Consider the following 17,879-nt stretch of genomic DNA (forward strand, 5'->3'; position numbering starts at 1 on the left):
TGCCGACCCGCGGCGCGCGCACATCATAAATCAAAGCTTCAGGCGCGCGGCGAGCCCGTAATGAAACGTTGCAGAGGACGCCTTCGGGCGCCGCGACGCGCGTATCGTGCGCCGCAATGGGCCGTTTGGACGAGAGGGGCTAACAAGGCTTCGGAAGGTATAATTCGGCTCTCGCATTTTTCCTTCGTGTCCGTGCACGGCGCTGTCTGCCGCATGGATGCGGTCCGCTGCCGCGCTTTTCTGGCGAGCTTTGCCTGGCGCCGGCGCCCGTCTTCCGAGTAACCGCTTATGACCACCTCCGTTCGCACCCGCTTCGCACCGAGTCCCACCGGTTTCATCCACCTGGGCAACATCCGCTCCGCGCTCTATCCGTGGGCGTTCGCGCGCAAGATGAAAGGGAGCTTCGTGCTGCGGATCGAGGACACCGACGTCGAGCGTTCCACTTCCGAGGCTGTCGATGCCATTCTCGAAGGCATGGCGTGGCTCGGCCTCGACTTCGACGAAGGCCCGTTCTATCAGATGCAGCGCATGGACCGTTATCGCGAAGTGCTCGAGCAGATGCAGGACGCCGGGCTCGTGTACCCGTGCTACATGTCGACAGAAGAACTGGATGCGCTGCGTGAACGTCAACGTGAGGCCGGCGAAAAGCCGCGCTACGACGGCACGTGGCGCCCGGAGCCCGGCAAGACGCTGCCGCCGGTGCCGGCAGGCGTGCAGCCCGTGCTGCGCTTCCGCAATCCGCTCACCGGCGTGGTGGCGTGGGACGACGCGGTGAAGGGCCGCATCGAGATCTCGAACGAAGAACTCGACGACCTCGTGATCGCGCGCCCGGACGGCACGCCCACCTATAACTTCTGCGTGGTGGTGGACGATCTCGATATGCGTATCACGCACGTGATTCGCGGCGACGACCACGTGAACAACACGCCGCGTCAGATCAACATCTTGCGCGCGCTCGGCGGCGAACCGCCGGTGTATGCGCACTTGCCGACCGTGCTGAACGAGCAGGGCGAAAAGATGAGCAAGCGTCACGGCGCGATGAGCGTGATGGGCTATCGCGACGCCGGCTATTTGCCGGAGGCTGTGGTCAACTATCTGGCGCGTCTGGGCTGGTCGCATGGCGATGCGGAGATCTTCACGCGTGAGCAGTTCGTCGAATGGTTCGACCTGGAGCATCTCGGCAAGTCGCCGGCGCAGTACGACCACGACAAGCTGAACTGGCTCAACGCGCACTACATCAAGGAGGCCGACAACGTGCGCCTCGCGGACCTCGCGCGGCCGTTCTTCGCCGAATTGGGTATCGACGAGGCCGCCATTGCGCAAGGCGCCGATCTGACCGCGGTCGTGGGCCTGCTGAAGGACCGCGCGTCGACGGTGAAGGAAATCGCCGGGAACGCCGCGATGTTCTATCGCGCTCCGGCACCCGAAGCGGATGCACTGGCGCAGCACATCACCGAGGCAGTGCGTCCGGCGCTGGCCGATCTGGCTGCGGCGCTGAAGACCGTGGAGTGGACCAGGGAAGCGATCGCCGCCGCGTTGAAGGCCACGCTCGGCGCACACAAGCTGAAGATGCCGCAACTGGCGATGCCGGTGCGCCTGCTGGTGGCGGGCACGACGCACACGCCGTCGATCGACAGCGTGTTGATGCTGTTCGGCCGCGATGTCGTTGTTGGCCGTATCGAAAAAGCGCTGGCCTGAGCGCGTGCGCGCGTGCAATGAGAGGGTTTGCATGCGACTTGCGAAAAAAGTCGCATGCAATTGCTCAAAGGGTATTTACAAAGCGCAAATTGGCCTCTAAAATCTCGTTTCTGTTCTGCAAGGGGGGGTATAGCTCAGCTGGGAGAGCGCTTGCATGGCATGCAAGAGGTCAGCGGTTCGATCCCGCTTACCTCCACCATCAGAGCAGAGTGAAGTGGTTCCGAAGTCTGGAGCTTGTAGGAAAAAAGACTTCACAAACAGCTGTAACGTAGTTAAAATAGCGGTCTTCGCAGTTGACGAAACGAAATAACTGACAAGTTGGCGGCGAGTTAAAGTCAGATAGACAGATCTGAAAAGATTATGTCCCCTTCGTCTAGAGGCCTAGGACATCACCCTTTCACGGTGAGTACAGGGGTTCGAATCCCCTAGGGGACGCCAAACATCAGCGTCGCTTTAGTGTTCGAAGTAATGTTCGAGTGGCAGTAAAGCAGCGCAGCTTGCAGAGAAATAACCGACGCTCGCAAGCTAGGGTGTAAAGACTGGAGTGGTAGTTCAGTCGGTTAGAATACCGGCCTGTCACGCCGGGGGTCGCGGGTTCGAGTCCCGTCCACTCCGCCAGACAAAGCCCGTTCATACAAACTTGAACGGGCTTTTTCATTAAAGGTGTAAGCAGTACGTTGTCCCCTTCGTCTAGAGGCCTAGGACATCACCCTTTCACGGTGAGTACAGGGGTTCGAATCCCCTAGGGGACGCCAAAACATCGGCGTCGTTCGGTCAGCAGTATGAACGGTGCGGCTTGTGCAAGCTGAGTAAAGCCTGCAAGCCATGGTGCAAAGATCTGGAGCGGTAGTTCAGTTGGTTAGAATACCGGCCTGTCACGCCGGGGGTCGCGGGTTCGAGTCCCGTCCGCTCCGCCAGATTTTAGAAAGCCCACTTCGAAAGAAGTGGGCTTTTTTATTGCCCCCCTTTTTTCGCGCGTATTTCCGCGCCCGATTCCGTCCGGGGTATGCTCGGGACAAACAGCCATTGCCAGCACGCGTGGCCTGTTTTACCGTTGAGTCGACTCATCTTCGTCGTTCCGCCATGTTCGATCCAACCGAAGCTCCGTCACCGTTTCATCTGCGTCAGGCCAGCATGGACGATTTCGAGTTTGCCGAGGCGCTGACTCGCAACAACATGGGCGGCTACTATCGCCGGCATCATCTGGTCTGGCGTGGCGATCTGTTTCTTGGCAGCTGGCGCGAGTCGGAGAATTTCATTCTCGAAGTGGACGGTCAGCCGATCGGCGTCCTGCGCATCACGCAAGAAGGCGATTCGCTGCATATCCGCGACGTGCAGATTGCCGAGGGACATCGGCGGCTGGGCGCCGGGACGTATCTGCTGGACATCGCGCATCAATGGGCGCGTGAGCGCGGGCTGCGCGAGCTGCAATTGCGCGTGTTCGTCGACAATCCCGCGGCGCGGCTTTACCAGCGCAAGGGCTATAAGCTGGCCGGGCCGCGTCTCGCGCAACTCGGCGCGATCCGCCATCTGGCGCGGCGCGTTTGAGGCTTTACGATGCCGGCATCGCGCCAGCATTGCTCGGTGAACGTTCGGGCAGCACTCGGGCAGCACCCGGAATCCTTCAGACATCTGTCCGGTCCTGAGCCGCCTCGTCGTCCGTCTCTTCATCGCCACGTTCATCATTTTCCGCACGATGTTCCGAACCGCGCTCGATGAACGCCCGTGGACTTGCGCCAAACGCCCGCCGGAACATCGCCGAGAACGCGCTCTGGCTCTGGTAGCCTAATTCCAGCGCGACATGCGATAGCGGCCGTCCCTGGCTCAGAAGTGGAATTGCGCGCGCCAGAATCGCTTGCTGACGCCATTGCGAAAAGCTCACGCCCAACTCCTGACGAAACAGTCGCGCGATCGTGCGCGTACTCGCGCCCACGCTCGACGCCCATTGCTCGAGCGATTCGCCGTGAGTCGGATCGGCAATCACCGCCTCGCACAGCGCGCGCAGGCGCTTCTCGTTTGGCATCGGAACCGACAGCGGCAGCGGCTCCGAGCGCGTCAGTTCGTCGAGCGCGAGCGCGCCGAGCAATTGTTCGCGCGTCGCCGAGATGCCGGGCGTATCGAGCGCGGCGATCACCTCGCGCAGCAGATCCGATACCTCGACCACGCGGGGCGTATCCAGTCCTGGCGGTACGGTGTTTTCGGTGATGTACAGCGTGCGCAGGAACGCGTCTTCGACGGCGACCACTTCATGTGTCACATGCGGCGGCACCCAGATCGCCCGCGACGGCGGCACCATCCACGTCGTGCCGGTCGTCGCGACCCGCAGCACACCGCGCGACGCGTACGCCACCTGCGCCCACGCGTGCGTATGACGAGCGATACGCCAGCCTGAGGGCATCGGACGCGAGCGTACGCGGATCGGGTGCGTCAAGGTCGGCTGGAACTCCGGCGGGATGTCGGCGAAGTGGACGAAGCGCGACTGGTCTGAGTCGGCGGACGAAGTCATGGTGAAGATCGATCCAGATAGACGGCTCAAAAAGCGCGCAACCCCAAAAGGGCCCGCGAACCCCAAAAGCGCGCGCGAACCCCAAAGGCGGTACGGGCTTCCCATTGTAGGTTGCGTGAGAGCCGACGTTGCATAATGTGCCGATTGTGCCGACCCTAAGGAGAACCTCATGAGCTTTGCAACCGCGGACTTGTGCGATGCGCACGAGGACCAGCTGTCGCTCGGCACGTTGCGCGTGCTCGAGCCGGTCTTTCATCTGTTCAGCCGCGCCGAGTGCTTCAGCGGCGGGGCGGTCACGCTGAAAGTGTTCGAAGACAACGCGCTCGTGCGCGCCACGCTCGAAGAGAAGGGCGCGGGCCGTGTGCTGGTGGTCGACGGCGGCGGGAGTCTGCGTTGCGCGCTGGTCGGCGGCAATCTGGCGCAGCTCGCGGAGCAGAACGGCTGGGCGGGCATCGTGCTCAACGGCTGCGTGCGCGATACGCTGGAGCTCAATGAAATCAGCGTGGGTGTGGCGGCGTTGGCAACCTGTCCGCGACGCGGCCAGAAGCTAGGCACCGGCGAGCGCGGCGTGGCGGTGCAATTGCCGGGCGCGACCGTGCGCCCCGGCGAATGGATCTATGCGGATATCGATGGCGTGCTGGTGGCGAGCGCTGAGCTGAGCTGAATCCGCAGGCAACTGAACCCACAATCAAGGAGAGCAGACGACGATGCAAACCGTCTTTGTATACGGCACGTTGCGGGCCGGTGAAGTGAACGACATCAGCGAGGCGGCGGCGCGGCACGACATCGCCGCGCCGAACCTGCTCGGCATGGCCACTGTGCGCGGACACCTGTTCGACTTCGGCTCGTATCCGGGCCTCGTCGTCGACGAAGCGGGCGTCGACGTCAAAGGCGACGTGTACGAGATCGACGATGAACTGGTCGCGGTACTCGACGAAATCGAAGCGGTGAATCCGGGCGTCGAGGGTATCTTCCTCGCGCACGAAGTCATGGTGAAGGTGGACGGCAGCGCGGTGAATTGCCGTTTCTATCCGGTGACGCCTGGAGCCATCAAAGGCCTGCAGGAAATCCGCTCGGGCGACTGGGTCGCGCATCGCAGAACGCGCTAACCGGAAGCGAAAAAACGCAGCAAAAAAACGCAGCAAAAAAACGGCCCGGCAAGCATGAGCCTGTCGGGCCGTCCGGTCGGTCAGCCTTGCGACCCCGGCCGCTTTCACCGCTTGCGTGGCTGGCGAAAGCGGGTCCGATACTGCGTCGTTGGTTGCTGATGCATGAGGCTTCTCAAGGGCCTCAGATTTCCTCGTACAGCGGCAGCGTCAGGAAGTCGGTGAACTGTTCCGAGGTCGACATCGCCTCGAAGATCTGTGCGGCACGCTCGTACGGCTTCGTATCGCCGCCGACCGCCTGCTTCACGTTGGCGAGTTCTTGCGCCGACAACTCGCGCACCAGCTCGGCGGTCACCTTGCGGCCATCGTCGAGCTTGCCCTTCGGCGAGCGAATCCATTGCCACACCTGCGAGCGCGAGATCTCCGCGGTGGCGGCGTCTTCCATCAGATTGTGAATCGGCACGCAGCCATTGCCGGCGAGCCACGAACCCAGGTAGTGAATGCCGACGTTGATGTTGTTGCGCAGACCTGCTTCGGTGATCGGCGCTTCCGGACGGAAGTCCATCAGATCGGCGGCCGTGACGAGCACGTCGTCGCGCTGCTTGCCGATCTGGTTCGGTTTGTCGCCGAGCACCTTGACGAACTCTTCCATCGCGATCGGCACGAGGCCCGGATGCGCGACCCAGCCGCCGTCGTAACCGTCGCCCGCATCGCGTGCCTTGTCCGAACGCACGCCGCCCATGGCCTTGTCGTTCGCTGCCGGATCGTTCTTGATTGGAATCAGCGCGCTCATGCCGCCGATCGCCGGCGCGTTGCGGCGATGACAGGTCTTCAGCAACAGCAGCGCGTACGCGCGCATGAACGGCGAAGTCATCGTGATCCGGGAACGGTCGGCGAGGCAGAAATCCTTGTCGCTCCTGAACTTCTTGATCGCCGAGAAGATGTAGTCCCAACGGCCGGCGTTCAGGCCCGAGCTGTGTTCGCGCAGCTCGTAAAGAATCTCGTCCATTTCGAATGCGGCGACGATCGTTTCGATCAGCACCGTCGCGCGAATCGTCCCGCGCGGCACGCCCACGGCTTCCTGTGCGGCGACGAAAATGTCGTTCCACAGGCGCGCTTCCAGATGGCTTTCCATCTTCGGCAAATAGAAGTAGGGCGCCGTGCCGCGCGCCACCTGTTCCTTCGCGTTGTGAACCATGAAGAGCGCGAAGTCGAAAATGCCGCCGGACACGCGCTGGCCGTCCACTTTCACGTGCTTCTCATCCAGATGCCAGCCGCGCGGACGCACGATCAGCGTGGCGATCCGGTCGTTCAGCCTGTACGACTTGCCGTTCTGTTCGAGCGAAATCGTGCGGCGCACCGCGTCCTTCAGATTGATATGGCCGTTAATCTGGTTGTCCCAGCTCGGCGCATTCGAATCTTCGAAGTCGGTCATGTACGAATCCGCGCCCGAATTCAGCGCGTTGATGATCATCTTGCGTTCGACCGGACCGGTGATTTCCACGCGGCGGCATTGCAGATCCTGCGGCAGCGGCGCGATTGTCCAGTCGCCTTCGCGAATACTCTTCGTTTCGGTGAGGAAGTCGGGGCGCTCGCCGGCATCGAGGCGCTTCGTGCGTTCCGCACGCGCCTGCAACAGCGCCTGACGGCGTGGTTCGAACGCGCGATGCAGCGCGGCGACGAGCTCGAGCGCGTCGCGCGTGAGGATAGCCTCAAAGCCCGGCTTGATCTCAGCGGTGATTTCCGTGCCCTGCGGCAGCTGCGACGATGAAAGCGTGTTCGCCATGGTTTCTCCTTGGTCGGTCAGATTGCAAAGATGCAAATGTTGAAAATGCGGTTGAAATGCGTTGTGTGGTCCGAGCGTGGTCCGCAGTGGTAGCCGTCAGGCGCCGGGGCTGTGGCGCGTGCGGCTGCCGCTGTTGTTGCTGCGTTCGGGCGGCACGAGGGTTTTCAGAAAAGCGAGCAGGTCGTTCATGCTCCCGCCCGCGCCATGCGGCATGACGCCCAGTTCTTCGGCTGGTGCGTTTTGCCGGTTGAGCCAGAAAGCGGTGAAACCGAACCAGGTCGCGCCCGCCACGTCCCAGCCGTTCGACGACACGAAGACGATCTCGCGCGGCTGCGCGCCGAAGGCTTGCGTGCCGAGCGCATAAGCGGCGGGCGAGGGTTTGTAGGCGCGCACGGCGTCGACGGACAGAACATGGTCGAACAGGCCCGTCATGCCGGCGCTCTTCACGGCGATGTCGAGCATTTGCGGATTGCCGTTCGAGAGGATCGCGAGACCGGGCCGTGGGCCGGTTTTGGTGCCCGCCCGCGCAGCGGGCGCTTCGCGCAACTGGCGCAGCGCGGGCACAGCATCGGGGAACGCGGACAGACACGCGTATTCGTCCATCAGACGCTTCTCGGCGGCGCGATTGAGCCTGAGCTGAAGCTTCTTCGCGGCGAAGCGCAACGCGTCGATCGTGATGTCCCAGAACGGCTGGTAGTGCGCACCGGGCGCGCCGGCGGGGTCGGCGAGCGTGCGCAGTTGCGTGTATTCGATCTGCTTGAGACGCCACAGCTGCGAGAGCGCGTCGCCGTGGCCGGGGAACATCTGCTCTGCGGCAGCGATCACCGAATGCACGTCGAAAAGCGTGCCGTAGGCGTCGAAAATCACTGCTTTGGGGAAGAGTGTCGTTGTGGCCGACATTGCCGTGCGTTCCTATCAGAGGTCAGGATGGATTGTATTAGTGATGGTCTGTGCTAAAAAAGAGCGTAAAGATCACTTGATCTTTTACTTTTATGTACCTAATCTGACCCGCACCGATCACTTTCATGCGCAATTCCGGCTCTGCCCATTCATGGACCGTTTCAAGCAGATCGAAACTTTCGTCGCCGTTGCGGCAAAGGGCAGCCTGTCCGCCGCGGCACTGGCCGAGGGCGTCGCGCCCGCGATCATCGGCCGCCGCCTCGACGCGCTCGAAGAGCGCCTCGGCGTCAAGCTGCTGGTGCGCACCACCCGCAAGATCACGCTGACCTTCGAGGGCTCGGCGTTTCTCGAAGACTGCCAGCGCGTCATGCACGATATGCAGAACGCCGAGGCCAGCGTGTCGGCGGGCGGCGTGAAGGCGAGCGGTCATTTGCGGCTGTCGGCGCCGGCGGGTTTCGGCCGCCGGCACGTCGCGCCGCTCGTGCCCGCGTTTACCGTCGCGCATCCGGATGTGTCGATCACGCTCGATCTGTCCGACCGGATGGTCGATCTGGTCAACGAGGGTTTCGATTGCGCGGTGCGGCTCGGCGAGTTGCCGGATTCGTCGCTGGTGTCGCTCAAGCTCGGCGAAAACCGCCGCGTGTGCGTGGCCTCGCCCTCGTATCTGAGCCGGCGCGGTGCGCCGCATACGCTGGCCGATCTCGCGCATCACAACTGTCTCGCGCTCGGTGCGAGCGCCAACCAGCAGCGCGGCTGGATGTTCCAGCAGGGCGACAAGGTCGTGTCGATCAAGGTGTCCGGCACGATGGAGTGTTCGGACGGCGCTGTACTGCATGAGTGGTGCCTCGAAGGTTATGGCCTCGCGTGGCGCTCGTGGTGGGAAGTCGGCAGCGATATCGCCGCCGGGCGGCTGGTGAGCGTGCTCGACGAGTTCGCCGCGCCGCCGATCGGCATTCATGCGGTATTTCCGCAGCGCCGTCATTTGCCGTTGCGGGTGCGGCTCTTTCTCGATTTTCTCAAGCATACGTATAGCGATCCCGGTTACTGGGGCTGACGTTCGCCAAGCTCAGGCGACGCCGCGCAAGGGGTTTCCGATATGCGGACAGACCCGCACGCGTGCCTTGCGCGTGATTTCGGCGCACTACAATCGATTGCAGCGGCTTTCATGCTGGGTCTCGTTGGACGCTGACGCCGCGCGGCGAGCCGCATGGCGACGGAGGGCATCATGTTCAGGCACATCCTGGTTCCGACCGATGGTTCAGACCTGTCACGTAAAGCGATCGACGGCGCCATCGATCTCGCGCAGGCCGTCGGCGCGCGCGTGACGGCCTACGCGTGTCTGCCGCAATATCCGTACTCGCCGTTTTCCGAGGTCGTGATCGAGCCGCCGGCCGAATTCCTGCAGCGCAGCGAGCGCGAGGCGCGCGTGCATCTGCGGGAAGTGGAACTGGCCGCGCGCCGCGTGGGCGTCGCGTTCGACAGCCGCACCAGCGTGCATCCGGCGCCCTATCTCGGCATCATCGAAGCGGCCGAGCAGGGTGGCTGCGACGTGATTTTCATGGCTTCGCACGGACGGCGCGGTCTTGGCAGCCTGCTGATCGGCAGTGAAACGCAGCGGGTGCTCGCGCATACGAAAATCCCGGTAATCGTGTATCGCTGAGCTTGCCGGTCCGGCCCGGCGTGCGTGGCGCATTGCGAAAAAAAGCGCCAGCGATGAGGCCGGCGCGCGGTATGCGTCGCCGCACGATCCGCTGTGCGAGCGCTATCTCCCAGATTACAGCCCTGTGGCCCTTTGGCCCTTTGGTCCTATGGGTCCTGCGGGCTCTGGCTCTGCGGCCATGTTGTTCTCCTCCCTGACGGCGGCCCTCTGGCGGGCCTTTTGCCGTCTGTCTGCCAAGCCGTTCTTGCGATCAGACCGCGCTATGACTCATGTGGCCTGTTACGCGACCTTCTTGTCGAAGAACTGTTCGTCTTCCGTCGAGCCGTGCAGCGCGGTCGTCGATGCTTCGCGTTCGACCGTTTGCGTGACGGCGTCGAAGTAGCCGGTGCCGACTTCGCGCTGGTGCTTCACGGCGGTGAAGCCCTTTTCGGCAGCTGCGAATTCGGCCTGCTGCATTTCGACGAACGCGCTCATCTGCGTGCGGGCATAACCGTGCGCGAGGTTGAACATCGAGTAGTTCAGCGCGTGGAAGCCTGCCAGCGTGATGAACTGGAACTTGTAGCCCATCGCGCCGAGTTCCTTCTGGAATTTGGCGATGGTTGCGTCGTCGAGGTTCTTCTTCCAGTTGAACGACGGCGAGCAGTTGTACGACAGCAGCTTGCCCGGGAATTCCTTGTGGATTGCTTCCGCGAATTTCTTCGCGAATTCGAGGTCCGGCTTGCCGGTTTCGCACCAGATCATGTCGGCGTACGGCGCGTAGGCGAGACCGCGCGAGATCGCTTGCTCCAGACCCGGCTTCGTGCGGTAGAAACCTTCGACGGTGCGCTCGCCGGTCAGGAACGGCTTGTCGTTGTCGTCGATGTCCGAGGTGACGAGGTCGGCGGCTTCAGCGTCGGTGCGAGCCAGCAGGACGGTCGGCACGCCCGAGACGTCGGCGGCCAGACGCGCAGCGGTCAGCTTGGCGACGTTTTCGCGGGTCGGTACGAGCACCTTGCCGCCCATGTGGCCGCACTTTTTCACCGAGGCGAGCTGGTCTTCGAAGTGCACGCCCGCGGCGCCGGCTTCGATCATCGCCTTCATCAGTTCGAACGCGTTCAGCACGCCGCCAAAACCGGCTTCAGCATCGGCGACGATCGGCGCGAAGAAGTCCACGTAGCCTTCGTCGCCCGGGTTCTTGCCTTCCGACCACTGGATCTGGTCGGCGCGAGTCAGCGTGTTGTTGATGCGCTTCACGACGAGCGGCACCGAGTTCGCCGGATAGAGCGACTGGTCCGGGTACATTTCGCCGGCGACGTTCGCATCGCCCGCCACTTGCCAGCCCGACAGATAGATTGCCTTGAGGCCGGCCTTCACTTGCTGCATGGCCTGGTTGCCGGTCAGCGCGCCGAGCGCGTTGACGAACGGCTCGTTGTGGATCGAATCCCACAGCTTTTCCGCGCCGCGCCTGGCCAGCGTGTGCTCGACCGGCACCGAACCGCGCAGGCGCACCACGTCGTCGGCGGTGTACGTACGTTTGATGCCGTTCCAGCGCGGGTCGGTTTCCCACTGCTGTTGGAGTTGCCTGGCTTGTTGTTCGCGGGACATGATGTGCTCCTTGGTTGCCTGTAGATAAATGGGTGAACTCTGTCTTCGTCGAAGCGGCTGGCCCGGTCAGGCGTTTCGCTTCGTGAAGTCTTATATAAGAGTCTAGGCAAATCAGTGGTCGGGCAATAGCCGACCGGGAGCATTTTTATAATATTTATATTTGTTTTAAATCAATGACTTATTGCATTAATTCCGCATTAAGAAATGTGGTTTTCCATCTTGCAATAGCGCTTGTTGTGCCTTGCAGCACGATTTTTTACGACGCAAAAAAATTTTCCACATCGTGAAATTTGGCGGGGGCCAAAATACGGGCGAAAAAAAACCGGCGCATGAGCACCGGTTTCTTCCGACTGACGGACGGCGCAGGGCCGTCCGGGTCTTTCTTCAAGCTGACTTCAGCGGCAATCGGGCGGCGCGAATGGCTGCTGCCCGGTTACTGCCCGACTGCACTGCAACTCGATAGTCGCGACTCAGCTGCCGCGGCGCGCCGTACGCGGGCCGTCACTGCGGCGTGCACCGTAGCCGCCGTCGCGCGAACCGCCGTAGCCTTCGCGCGAACCGGAACCGCCGTAGCCTTCGCGCGAACCGCCGCCAGCCGACTTGCCGGCCCAGCCGCCGCCATTGCCGCTACCGCTGCGAGCGCCGCCGCCGTTACCGGCCGGCTTGCCTGCACCGCTGCCGAAGCGACGGCCGCCGCCGTTGCCGCCGCCCGGACGGCCACGGCCGCCAAAGCCAGGACGGCCGTTGCCCGACGGAGCCGACTTGCGCGGCTCGAAGCCTTCGACGACGTTGACCGGCAGCGGGGTGCGCACGAAGCGCTCGATGCGCTTCAGCGCGCCTTGTTCAGCGTGATGCACGAGGCTCACGGCGATACCCGAGCGGCCGGCACGGCCGGTACGGCCGATACGGTGCACGTAGTCTTCGGCGAACTTCGGCAGGTCGTAGTTGAACACGTGCGTGATGCCCGGGATGTCGATGCCGCGAGCGGCGACGTCCGTGGCGACCAGCACGCGCACGCGGCGCTCGCGCAGCGCGCGGATGGTGCGGTTGCGTGCGCCTTGCGGCAGGTCGCCGTGCAGCGCTGCCGATTCGAAACCGGCATCGGCCAGGCGCCCGGCCAGCTGGTCCGCGTCCATCTTGGTTGCCGTGAAGACGATAGCCTGATCGAGGCCGGCGTCGCGCAGCAGATGGTCGAGCAGACGATCCTTGTGATCGCGGTCGTCAACGTAGTGAACGGTTTGCGCGATGTTGGTGCGCTGTTCCAGGCGTTGAACGATCTCGATACGCTCCGGATCTTTCAGCAGACGGCCGGTCAGCGAACCGATCTTGCCGTCGAGCGTGGCCGAGAACAGCATGGTTTGGCGCGTGGCCGGCGTAGCGGCAACGATGGTATCGATGTCGTCGATGAAGCCCATGTCGAGCATGCGGTCGGCTTCGTCGAGCACCAGGATCTGCAGTTGCGACAGATCGATACGGCCGCGTTCCAGGTGGTCGATCAGACGGCCCGGCGTGGCAACCAGGATTTCCGGGTTCTTCGCCAGCAGCATCAACTGTTGACCGTAAGCGACGCCGCCCAGAATGCTGACGGTGCGCAGACGCTTCAGGTGCTTGCCGTACGTGGCAGCGGCAGTGGTGACCTGCATCGCGAGTTCGCGGGTCGGCGTCAGAACCAGCATGGTCGGACGGGCAACCGGTTGCGGACGGCGCGTGCGGCCTCCGTCAGCCGGACGCGGCTCACGCGGCTGGCTGGCTTGCACTTTTTGCAGTTGCGAGAAACGCTCGATGGCGGGCAGCATGAACGCGGCGGTCTTGCCCGAACCGGTCGGGCTCGAGACCAGCAGATCGCGGCCGGCGATGCCGGCGGGGATGGCGCGTTGCTGAACCGGGGTCGGCGTTTGGTAACCAGCGGCGGTCAGCGCGGAGACGACATCCGCGGACAGACCGAGCGACGCGAACGACGGGCCGGCGGGCGCTGCGACAACGGCTTCCGGCGCGGCAGCGGCTGCTGCGGGTGCGTCGGCGAGACCGAGGGCTTGGTCGGCGATGGCGTTCAACGGGCTGCTGGGGGTATTGCTCGAAGTCATGAGAATCCTTGAAACGATCCTGGAGGATGCAGGGAATTAAAACGTCGGCGCCAATCGGCATACCCAAGTCGTCGGATTCAGCGAGCAAAGAAGCAGCGAGCAAATCGAAAAACGGGGGCAGCTCGCGACAATGAAGGCGAGCTTTTCGTTAGAAGCTGTATCGGATGCGACATGCCAACACGGCGTGCCGCCAGCCTGGGACATGATCGCCCGTAGGGGGCTAGGCAGGAGGGGACAGGTTCTAAACTGGATTGGAGCTAAACGCTACGAGGCGCTGCGCCGCAAAGGCCGCTAGAGGAAAGCCGGGCAAAGCAGTGAAGCGCAGGCAGTATTGTATAGATATTTGTTGCACTGCGCCACTATTAGGACATTTCCTGGCGAAAAAGTTTTGACTGCCGATGCCCTGGCGAGTCTGGGTCAGGCTGATGCGCCGCTTTTGAGGGATTCGACCAGGTCGATGTATTGCTGCTTCGCGGCGTCCGGTACGGTGCCCTTCAGGGCGGCCCATGCGTCGTATTTGTATTTGCCGACGATGTCGGTGAAGCCGGGTTTGTCGCCGTGAACGTCGCCGTCGGTGGCCTGCTTGAAAAGGGCGTAGAGACGCAGCAGGGTCAGGTTGCCTGGGCGTTCCGGCAATTGCCTGGCGTCTTCCTGGGCCTGGATGAATTGGGTGTTGATGTCCGTCATTGTGATTTTGCCCTCCGGGCGGGGGTGGGTTTGGCTGGTTTTCGCTGGGTTTCAGGCTTGGCCGGTGATCATAACAATTGGTTGCCGCCGCGGGGCTGAGGGGTTATTCCAAACGGTTTCGGGTTTTTGTTCGGGTTTTTGTTTTTGCCCTGCGGCGTTATGGTCGGTAGGCCAAAGGCAAGCAGAACAAGGAACGTCCAACGCCGCGGACGGACAGACCAGCAGCGGACCAGCAGCGGACCAACGGCGCCTCGCCGGCAGAGAAAACCAAAACCCCATGCCCCCGTGCGGTGCCGATTACAATACGCCTCATGACTCAAACAGTGCTTCTTGCCCTCGATACATCGACCGAATTCTGCTCGGTAGCGCTTCTCGCCGCCGACGAATCATCGGTCCACACCGCCCCTGAACCCCGTATCTGGGTCCGTCACGAGCAAACCGGTGCGGTTTCCAGCACGCGCCTGCTGCCGGCGATTCGCGAACTCTTCGACGAGGCCGGTTTGAAACTGGCCGATTGCAATGCCATCGCCTTCGGCTCCGGGCCCGGTTCGTTCACGGGGCTTCGCACGGCAACCGGTGTCGCCCAGGGCCTCGCGTTCGGCCTGAACCTGCCGGTCGTGCCGGTCGGCACCTTGCTCGCCTGCGCGGAAAGCGCCCGTCTGCACGATCCATCGGCGCTTCGCGTGCTCGCCGCGCTCGACGCCCGCATGGACGAAATCTATTGGGCCGACTACGCGTGGGACGAGGCTCAGGGCGAGTGGCGCACGCTCCAGCCGGCTTCGCTCGATACCCCCGAGCGCCTCGTCTTGCCCGGCGTGCCGTTTACGCTGGCAGGCAACGCCGCTGCAGCCTTCGGCGCGCGCCTGCCCGCCGTCGCTGCGGCCCGGACGGTCGACGGCGAAGCGCTGCCGCATGCGTTGCCCATCGCTTACGCGGCGCTACGCGCATTCCGCGCTGGCCACACGGTGCCCGCCGACCAGGCCGCGCCGGAATATGTGCGCGATAAAGTCGCCCAAACCACGGCGGAACGCGTCGCTGAAAAAGCCGCCAAGGCCGAACTGGCCGCGCAGGCGGCGCACGGCGCGCATCAGGGCGAGGGCCAGAGATGAGCGGGGTGTTGCTCGCGGACCGCTACATGTCGCCGATGACCGAAGGCGATCTGGACGAAGTTGCCGCAATCGAAAAGATCGCTTACGAATTTCCCTGGAGTCGCGGCAATTTCGGCGACTCGCTGCGCAACGGCTATTTCGGCGTTTGTCTGCGTCATGTGACGGGCACACTGATCGGCTATTGCGTATTGATGCCGGTCGTCGACGAAATGCATCTCCTCAATTTGTGCGTGACGCCCGCCGCGCAAGGCGCCGGTGCCGGGCTCGCGCTGTTGCGCGAAGCGGTGCGCATCACGCGCGCCGAAAAGCTCGACGGCCTGCTGCTCGAAGTGCGGCCGTCCAACCATCGAGCGATCCGGCTTTACGAACGCTTCGGGTTTGCGTCGATCGGCCGGCGCAAAAACTATTATCCGGCGCGGCATCGCAGCCGGGAGGACGCCATCGTGATGCGTTATTCGTTTGCCAGGGAGGGCGCAGATGGCGCTGCATGAATCGGTACTGGAAGAGTTCGGACTCGCGCCGCTGTGGGTGCGTCGCGGGATGGCGGTGGTCGCGTCCGCCGAGGCTGTCGAGCTTGCTTCAGGCACGCAGACCAGCCATGCGCAGCCGGGCGAGGCCGGCGCCGCGGACACCGGCGCGCGTCGCGAAGAGCCGCTGGCTGCGGACCCGGGAGTAACGGCGCCGTCAACGTCGCCGGCCGCCCGTGAGCAGCGCGACGATCGGCAACCAACCTCGCAGGAAGCAACCTCGCAGGAAGCAACCTCGCAGCAGGCAACCTCGCAGCAGGCAACGGCGCGTTCGCACGATGAGCAGCGCCCGGCGATGCGCGCAAGCGAGGCGCCGCAGTCCGGCCAAACACAGCCTGGCAGTGGGCAATCACCGTCGATGCGCGCAAGCGAACCGCGGCAGCCAGCACCCGCGCGCGAGCCGGACGAGCACCGTTCGCCTGCGCAACGTAGCGAGCCGGCACGGCAAACGCCGCCATCCTCGTTCGGCGAAGCACCACCCGACGACGATTTCGCGTGGTTTGACGATCTGCCGGCCGATGAGCCTGGCCACGCGAGCGCCGAACCGCGCCGCGAGACGCCGGAAGCATTGCCGATCCATCTGCTCGACTGGGACGCGTTGAGCGATCGCGTCGCCGGCTGCGAACGCTGTCGTCTGTGCGAGAAACGCACGAATACGGTGTTCGGCGTCGGCGATCGCAACGCCGACTGGATGCTGATCGGCGAAGCGCCCGGCGAGAACGAAGATCGCCTGGGCGAGCCGTTCGTCGGCCAGGCCGGCAAGCTGCTCGACAACATGCTGCGTGCGCTGACCCTCGCGCGCGACACCAACGTCTATATCGCCAATGTGATCAAGTGTCGGCCGCCCGGCAACCGCAATCCCGAGCCCGATGAAGTCGCGCGTTGCGAGCCTTATCTGCAACGCCAGGTCGAACTGGTCAAGCCGAAGCTGATCGTCGCGCTCGGCCGCTTCGCCGCGCAGAGTCTGCTGAAGACCGACGCGAGCATTTCGTCGCTGCGCGGCCGCGTGCACGAATACGAAGGGGTGCCGGTCATCGTCACGTATCACCCGGCCTATCTGCTGCGCAGCTTGTCCGACAAGGCGAAAGCCTGGGCCGACCTGTGCCTCGCGCGCGATACGTGGCGCCAGGCGGGCGGCGCGGCTTCGAACGAAGCGAAGTGATGGCGGCCACCGGGCCGATAGCGCCGATAGCGCCGATAGCGCCGATAGCGTCGGCAGCCGCCGCTGCGCCCGGCACACCTGCCGCGCTACTCGAGACGCTTCTCGACACCTTGCGCGTCCCGGCGGTGCGCGATCTGGCGTGGCTGTTGCTGAGCACCGATTTGTTGCGGGCGCAACCACCGGTGGGGGCGCTGGCCACGCCGTTCGACACGTCGCAGGAAGCCCGTGCGACGATCGACTGGTTGCGCACGCTCGACGCCGATCCGGCCGAATTGCAGCGCGACCTCGCCGCGACGCGCATCACGCGCCTTGGCCGCTACGCCGAACGTCTGCTCGCGTGGTTTCTGCGGCATGGGCCCGCGGCGCAGCTGGTTGCGGCCGGCGTGCTGCTGCGGCGCGTCGGCGTTACGCTCGGTGAATGCGATTTTCTGGTGCAGACGCAACAGGGCGCGCGACTGCACTGGGAATTGGCGGTGAAGTGCTATCTGCATGCCGGCGACGGTCGCGGGCAGCTGGCGGATTACGTCGGCCCGAATCTGAGGGATCGTTTCGACCTGAAGCTCGCGCATTTGCTGAATCATCAGCTGCCGTTGAGCGCACGCGAAGAATTCGCGTCGCTCGGCTATGGCGGGCGGTGGACGCCGCAGATGTTCGTCAAAGGCTGGCTGTTTTACCGGCATGGCGAGTCGCCGGCAGATCCGGCCGCGCTCGATCCTTCACACGGACGCGGCTGGTGGGTGACGCGTAGCGATTGGCCGGCTTTTGCCGCCGCGCATGCACAGGCGTGGCGCGCGCTGCCGCGTCTGGAGTGGCTCGCGCCGAGGCGGCATGAGCCAGCTGCGGCGGAGCAGGCGGAGATCGCTTTCGTCGATGCGCGAACACTCGCTGCGCAAATTTCACATCAACATGGACCGGCGATGGTCGCGGCGTTCGCCCATGACGGCGCGGGCAACTGGCTTGAACGCTCGCGCGGGTTCATCGTCCCCGACGACTGGCCGCAACAGGCGCAGGCCTACGCGCGGCAGTAACAGGCCGTGAACGGCAGGTAAGACCCTGGCGCCACTCCGCAG

Annotated in this window: 16 protein-coding genes and 5 tRNA genes; 15 read left to right on the top strand and 6 right to left on the bottom strand. The window is 63.7% G+C overall.

Translation table 11 applies throughout. From position 1 onward, the window contains the following. Positions 1 to 288: 288 nt before the first annotated feature. The 7 genes from gltX to AC07WT_RS07215 all read left to right on the top strand — a co-directional run bounded on the left by gltX (position 289) and on the right by AC07WT_RS07215 (position 3,246). The gene (gene gltX / locus AC07WT_RS07185; protein ID WP_494946550.1) at positions 289 to 1,698 is read left to right on the top strand and encodes a glutamate--tRNA ligase; all 1,410 of its coding nucleotides are present in this window, start codon (positions 289 to 291) and stop codon (positions 1,696 to 1,698) included. Positions 1,699 to 1,821: 123 nt separating this feature from the next. After that, positions 1,822 to 1,897, top strand: a tRNA-Ala gene (locus AC07WT_RS07190). 163 nt (positions 1,898 to 2,060) lie between these two features. Continuing rightward, a tRNA-Glu gene (locus tag AC07WT_RS07195) sits at positions 2,061 to 2,136 on the top strand. Positions 2,137 to 2,239: 103 nt separating this feature from the next. After that, positions 2,240 to 2,316: transfer RNA gene (locus AC07WT_RS07200), tRNA-Asp, on the top strand. Positions 2,317 to 2,377: 61 nt separating this feature from the next. Next, positions 2,378 to 2,453: transfer RNA gene (locus tag AC07WT_RS07205), tRNA-Glu, on the top strand. An 85-nt stretch (positions 2,454 to 2,538) separates the two neighbouring features. Continuing rightward, positions 2,539 to 2,615 (top strand) — tRNA-Asp (locus AC07WT_RS07210). A 166-nt stretch (positions 2,616 to 2,781) separates the two neighbouring features. Then, positions 2,782 to 3,246: a GNAT family N-acetyltransferase gene (locus AC07WT_RS07215; RefSeq protein WP_494946551.1), complete on the top strand. Its 465-nt coding sequence runs from the start codon at positions 2,782 to 2,784 to the stop codon at positions 3,244 to 3,246. A 76-nt stretch (positions 3,247 to 3,322) separates the two neighbouring features. On the opposite strand, the gene AC07WT_RS07220 is transcribed toward AC07WT_RS07215, so the two are convergent. Next, complete coding sequence (locus tag AC07WT_RS07220) at positions 3,323 to 4,204, bottom strand: AraC family transcriptional regulator (RefSeq protein ID WP_494946552.1); 882 nt, start codon at positions 4,202 to 4,204, stop codon at positions 3,323 to 3,325. Positions 4,205 to 4,373: 169 nt separating this feature from the next. Here AC07WT_RS07220 and rraA point away from each other — a divergent pair, with 169 nt between their 5' ends. Beyond that, positions 4,374 to 4,868, top strand: coding sequence for a ribonuclease E activity regulator RraA (gene rraA / locus AC07WT_RS07225; protein WP_494946553.1), 495 nt, complete (start codon positions 4,374 to 4,376; stop codon positions 4,866 to 4,868). 43 nt (positions 4,869 to 4,911) lie between these two features. Next, positions 4,912 to 5,313: a gamma-glutamylcyclotransferase family protein gene (locus tag AC07WT_RS07230; protein WP_494946554.1), complete on the top strand. Its 402-nt coding sequence runs from the start codon at positions 4,912 to 4,914 to the stop codon at positions 5,311 to 5,313. A 181-nt stretch (positions 5,314 to 5,494) separates the two neighbouring features. Here the strand turns inward: AC07WT_RS07230 and aceB are convergent, their stop codons facing one another. Both aceB and AC07WT_RS07240 read right to left on the bottom strand, forming a co-directional pair. Further along, positions 5,495 to 7,096, bottom strand: coding sequence for a malate synthase A (aceB, locus tag AC07WT_RS07235; RefSeq protein WP_494946555.1), 1,602 nt, complete (start codon positions 7,094 to 7,096; stop codon positions 5,495 to 5,497). A gap of 96 nt (positions 7,097 to 7,192) precedes the next feature. Then, positions 7,193 to 7,996: a haloacid dehalogenase type II gene (locus tag AC07WT_RS07240; protein ID WP_494946556.1), complete on the bottom strand. Its 804-nt coding sequence runs from the start codon at positions 7,994 to 7,996 to the stop codon at positions 7,193 to 7,195. Between the two features lie 151 nt (positions 7,997 to 8,147). Between AC07WT_RS07240 and AC07WT_RS07245 the strand changes: the two genes are divergently transcribed. Next, positions 8,148 to 9,050: a LysR family transcriptional regulator gene (locus AC07WT_RS07245; RefSeq protein ID WP_494946557.1), complete on the top strand. Its 903-nt coding sequence runs from the start codon at positions 8,148 to 8,150 to the stop codon at positions 9,048 to 9,050. Positions 9,051 to 9,221: 171 nt separating this feature from the next. Beyond that, on the top strand, positions 9,222 to 9,656 hold the full coding sequence (locus tag AC07WT_RS07250; protein ID WP_492590400.1) for a universal stress protein: 435 nt from the start codon (positions 9,222 to 9,224) through the stop codon (positions 9,654 to 9,656). Positions 9,657 to 9,935: 279 nt separating this feature from the next. Here the strand turns inward: AC07WT_RS07250 and aceA are convergent, their stop codons facing one another. The 3 genes from aceA to AC07WT_RS07265 all read right to left on the bottom strand — a co-directional run bounded on the left by aceA (position 9,936) and on the right by AC07WT_RS07265 (position 14,011). Continuing rightward, positions 9,936 to 11,240, bottom strand: coding sequence for an isocitrate lyase (gene aceA, locus AC07WT_RS07255; protein WP_494946558.1), 1,305 nt, complete (start codon positions 11,238 to 11,240; stop codon positions 9,936 to 9,938). Positions 11,241 to 11,710: 470 nt separating this feature from the next. Then, a complete protein-coding gene (locus tag AC07WT_RS07260; protein ID WP_492590398.1) occupies positions 11,711 to 13,324 on the bottom strand; it encodes a DEAD/DEAH box helicase in 1,614 nt (537 codons plus the stop codon). Between the two features lie 417 nt (positions 13,325 to 13,741). Continuing rightward, positions 13,742 to 14,011: an acyl-CoA-binding protein gene (locus AC07WT_RS07265; protein ID WP_492590397.1), complete on the bottom strand. Its 270-nt coding sequence runs from the start codon at positions 14,009 to 14,011 to the stop codon at positions 13,742 to 13,744. 311 nt (positions 14,012 to 14,322) lie between these two features. Between AC07WT_RS07265 and tsaB the strand changes: the two genes are divergently transcribed. The 4 genes from tsaB to AC07WT_RS07285 are packed head-to-tail and all read left to right on the top strand — an operon-like array spanning position 14,323 to position 17,837. Next, positions 14,323 to 15,120 (top strand): tRNA (adenosine(37)-N6)-threonylcarbamoyltransferase complex dimerization subunit type 1 TsaB, encoded by a 798-nt coding sequence (gene tsaB, locus AC07WT_RS07270; protein ID WP_494946559.1) that lies wholly within the window; start codon positions 14,323 to 14,325, stop codon positions 15,118 to 15,120. After that, positions 15,117 to 15,611: a ribosomal protein S18-alanine N-acetyltransferase gene (gene rimI / locus AC07WT_RS07275; protein ID WP_494946560.1), complete on the top strand. Its 495-nt coding sequence runs from the start codon at positions 15,117 to 15,119 to the stop codon at positions 15,609 to 15,611. Before tsaB ends, rimI begins: the two co-directional genes overlap by 4 nt. After that, complete coding sequence (locus tag AC07WT_RS07280) at positions 15,598 to 16,809, top strand: uracil-DNA glycosylase (RefSeq protein WP_494946561.1); 1,212 nt, start codon at positions 15,598 to 15,600, stop codon at positions 16,807 to 16,809. The genes rimI and AC07WT_RS07280 overlap by 14 nt, the downstream gene beginning before the upstream one ends. Continuing rightward, positions 16,809 to 17,837 carry a DUF1853 family protein gene (locus AC07WT_RS07285; RefSeq protein ID WP_494946562.1) on the top strand — a complete coding sequence of 343 codons (1,029 nt, stop codon included), beginning with the start codon at positions 16,809 to 16,811 and terminating at the stop codon, positions 17,835 to 17,837. Before AC07WT_RS07280 ends, AC07WT_RS07285 begins: the two co-directional genes overlap by 1 nt. Positions 17,838 to 17,879: the final 42 nt, after the last annotated feature.

The organism is Paraburkholderia sp. GW821-FHT02A12, from assembly GCF_059422005.1.

Bases quoted from the DNA above. Each gene is read 5' to 3' on its own strand.
- rimI (WP_494946560.1), top strand. From the start codon at position 15,117: ATGAGCGGGGTGTTGCTCGCGGACCGCTACATGTCGCCGATGACCGAA.
- rraA (WP_494946553.1), top strand. From the start codon at position 4,374: ATGAGCTTTGCAACCGCGGACTTGTGCGATGCGCACGAGGACCAGCTG.
- AC07WT_RS07285 (WP_494946562.1), top strand. From the start codon at position 16,809: ATGGCGGCCACCGGGCCGATAGCGCCGATAGCGCCGATAGCGCCGATA.
- aceB (WP_494946555.1), bottom strand. From the start codon at position 7,096: ATGGCGAACACGCTTTCATCGTCGCAGCTGCCGCAGGGCACGGAAATC.
- AC07WT_RS07230 (WP_494946554.1), top strand. From the start codon at position 4,912: ATGCAAACCGTCTTTGTATACGGCACGTTGCGGGCCGGTGAAGTGAAC.
- AC07WT_RS07250 (WP_492590400.1), top strand. From the start codon at position 9,222: ATGTTCAGGCACATCCTGGTTCCGACCGATGGTTCAGACCTGTCACGT.
- AC07WT_RS07240 (WP_494946556.1), bottom strand. From the start codon at position 7,996: ATGTCGGCCACAACGACACTCTTCCCCAAAGCAGTGATTTTCGACGCC.
- AC07WT_RS07245 (WP_494946557.1), top strand. From the start codon at position 8,148: ATGGACCGTTTCAAGCAGATCGAAACTTTCGTCGCCGTTGCGGCAAAG.
- AC07WT_RS07220 (WP_494946552.1), bottom strand. From the start codon at position 4,204: ATGACTTCGTCCGCCGACTCAGACCAGTCGCGCTTCGTCCACTTCGCC.
- gltX (WP_494946550.1), top strand. From the start codon at position 289: ATGACCACCTCCGTTCGCACCCGCTTCGCACCGAGTCCCACCGGTTTC.
- tsaB (WP_494946559.1), top strand. From the start codon at position 14,323: ATGACTCAAACAGTGCTTCTTGCCCTCGATACATCGACCGAATTCTGC.
- AC07WT_RS07215 (WP_494946551.1), top strand. From the start codon at position 2,782: ATGTTCGATCCAACCGAAGCTCCGTCACCGTTTCATCTGCGTCAGGCC.
- AC07WT_RS07280 (WP_494946561.1), top strand. From the start codon at position 15,598: ATGGCGCTGCATGAATCGGTACTGGAAGAGTTCGGACTCGCGCCGCTG.
- AC07WT_RS07260 (WP_492590398.1), bottom strand. From the start codon at position 13,324: ATGACTTCGAGCAATACCCCCAGCAGCCCGTTGAACGCCATCGCCGAC.
- AC07WT_RS07265 (WP_492590397.1), bottom strand. From the start codon at position 14,011: ATGACGGACATCAACACCCAATTCATCCAGGCCCAGGAAGACGCCAGG.
- aceA (WP_494946558.1), bottom strand. From the start codon at position 11,240: ATGTCCCGCGAACAACAAGCCAGGCAACTCCAACAGCAGTGGGAAACC.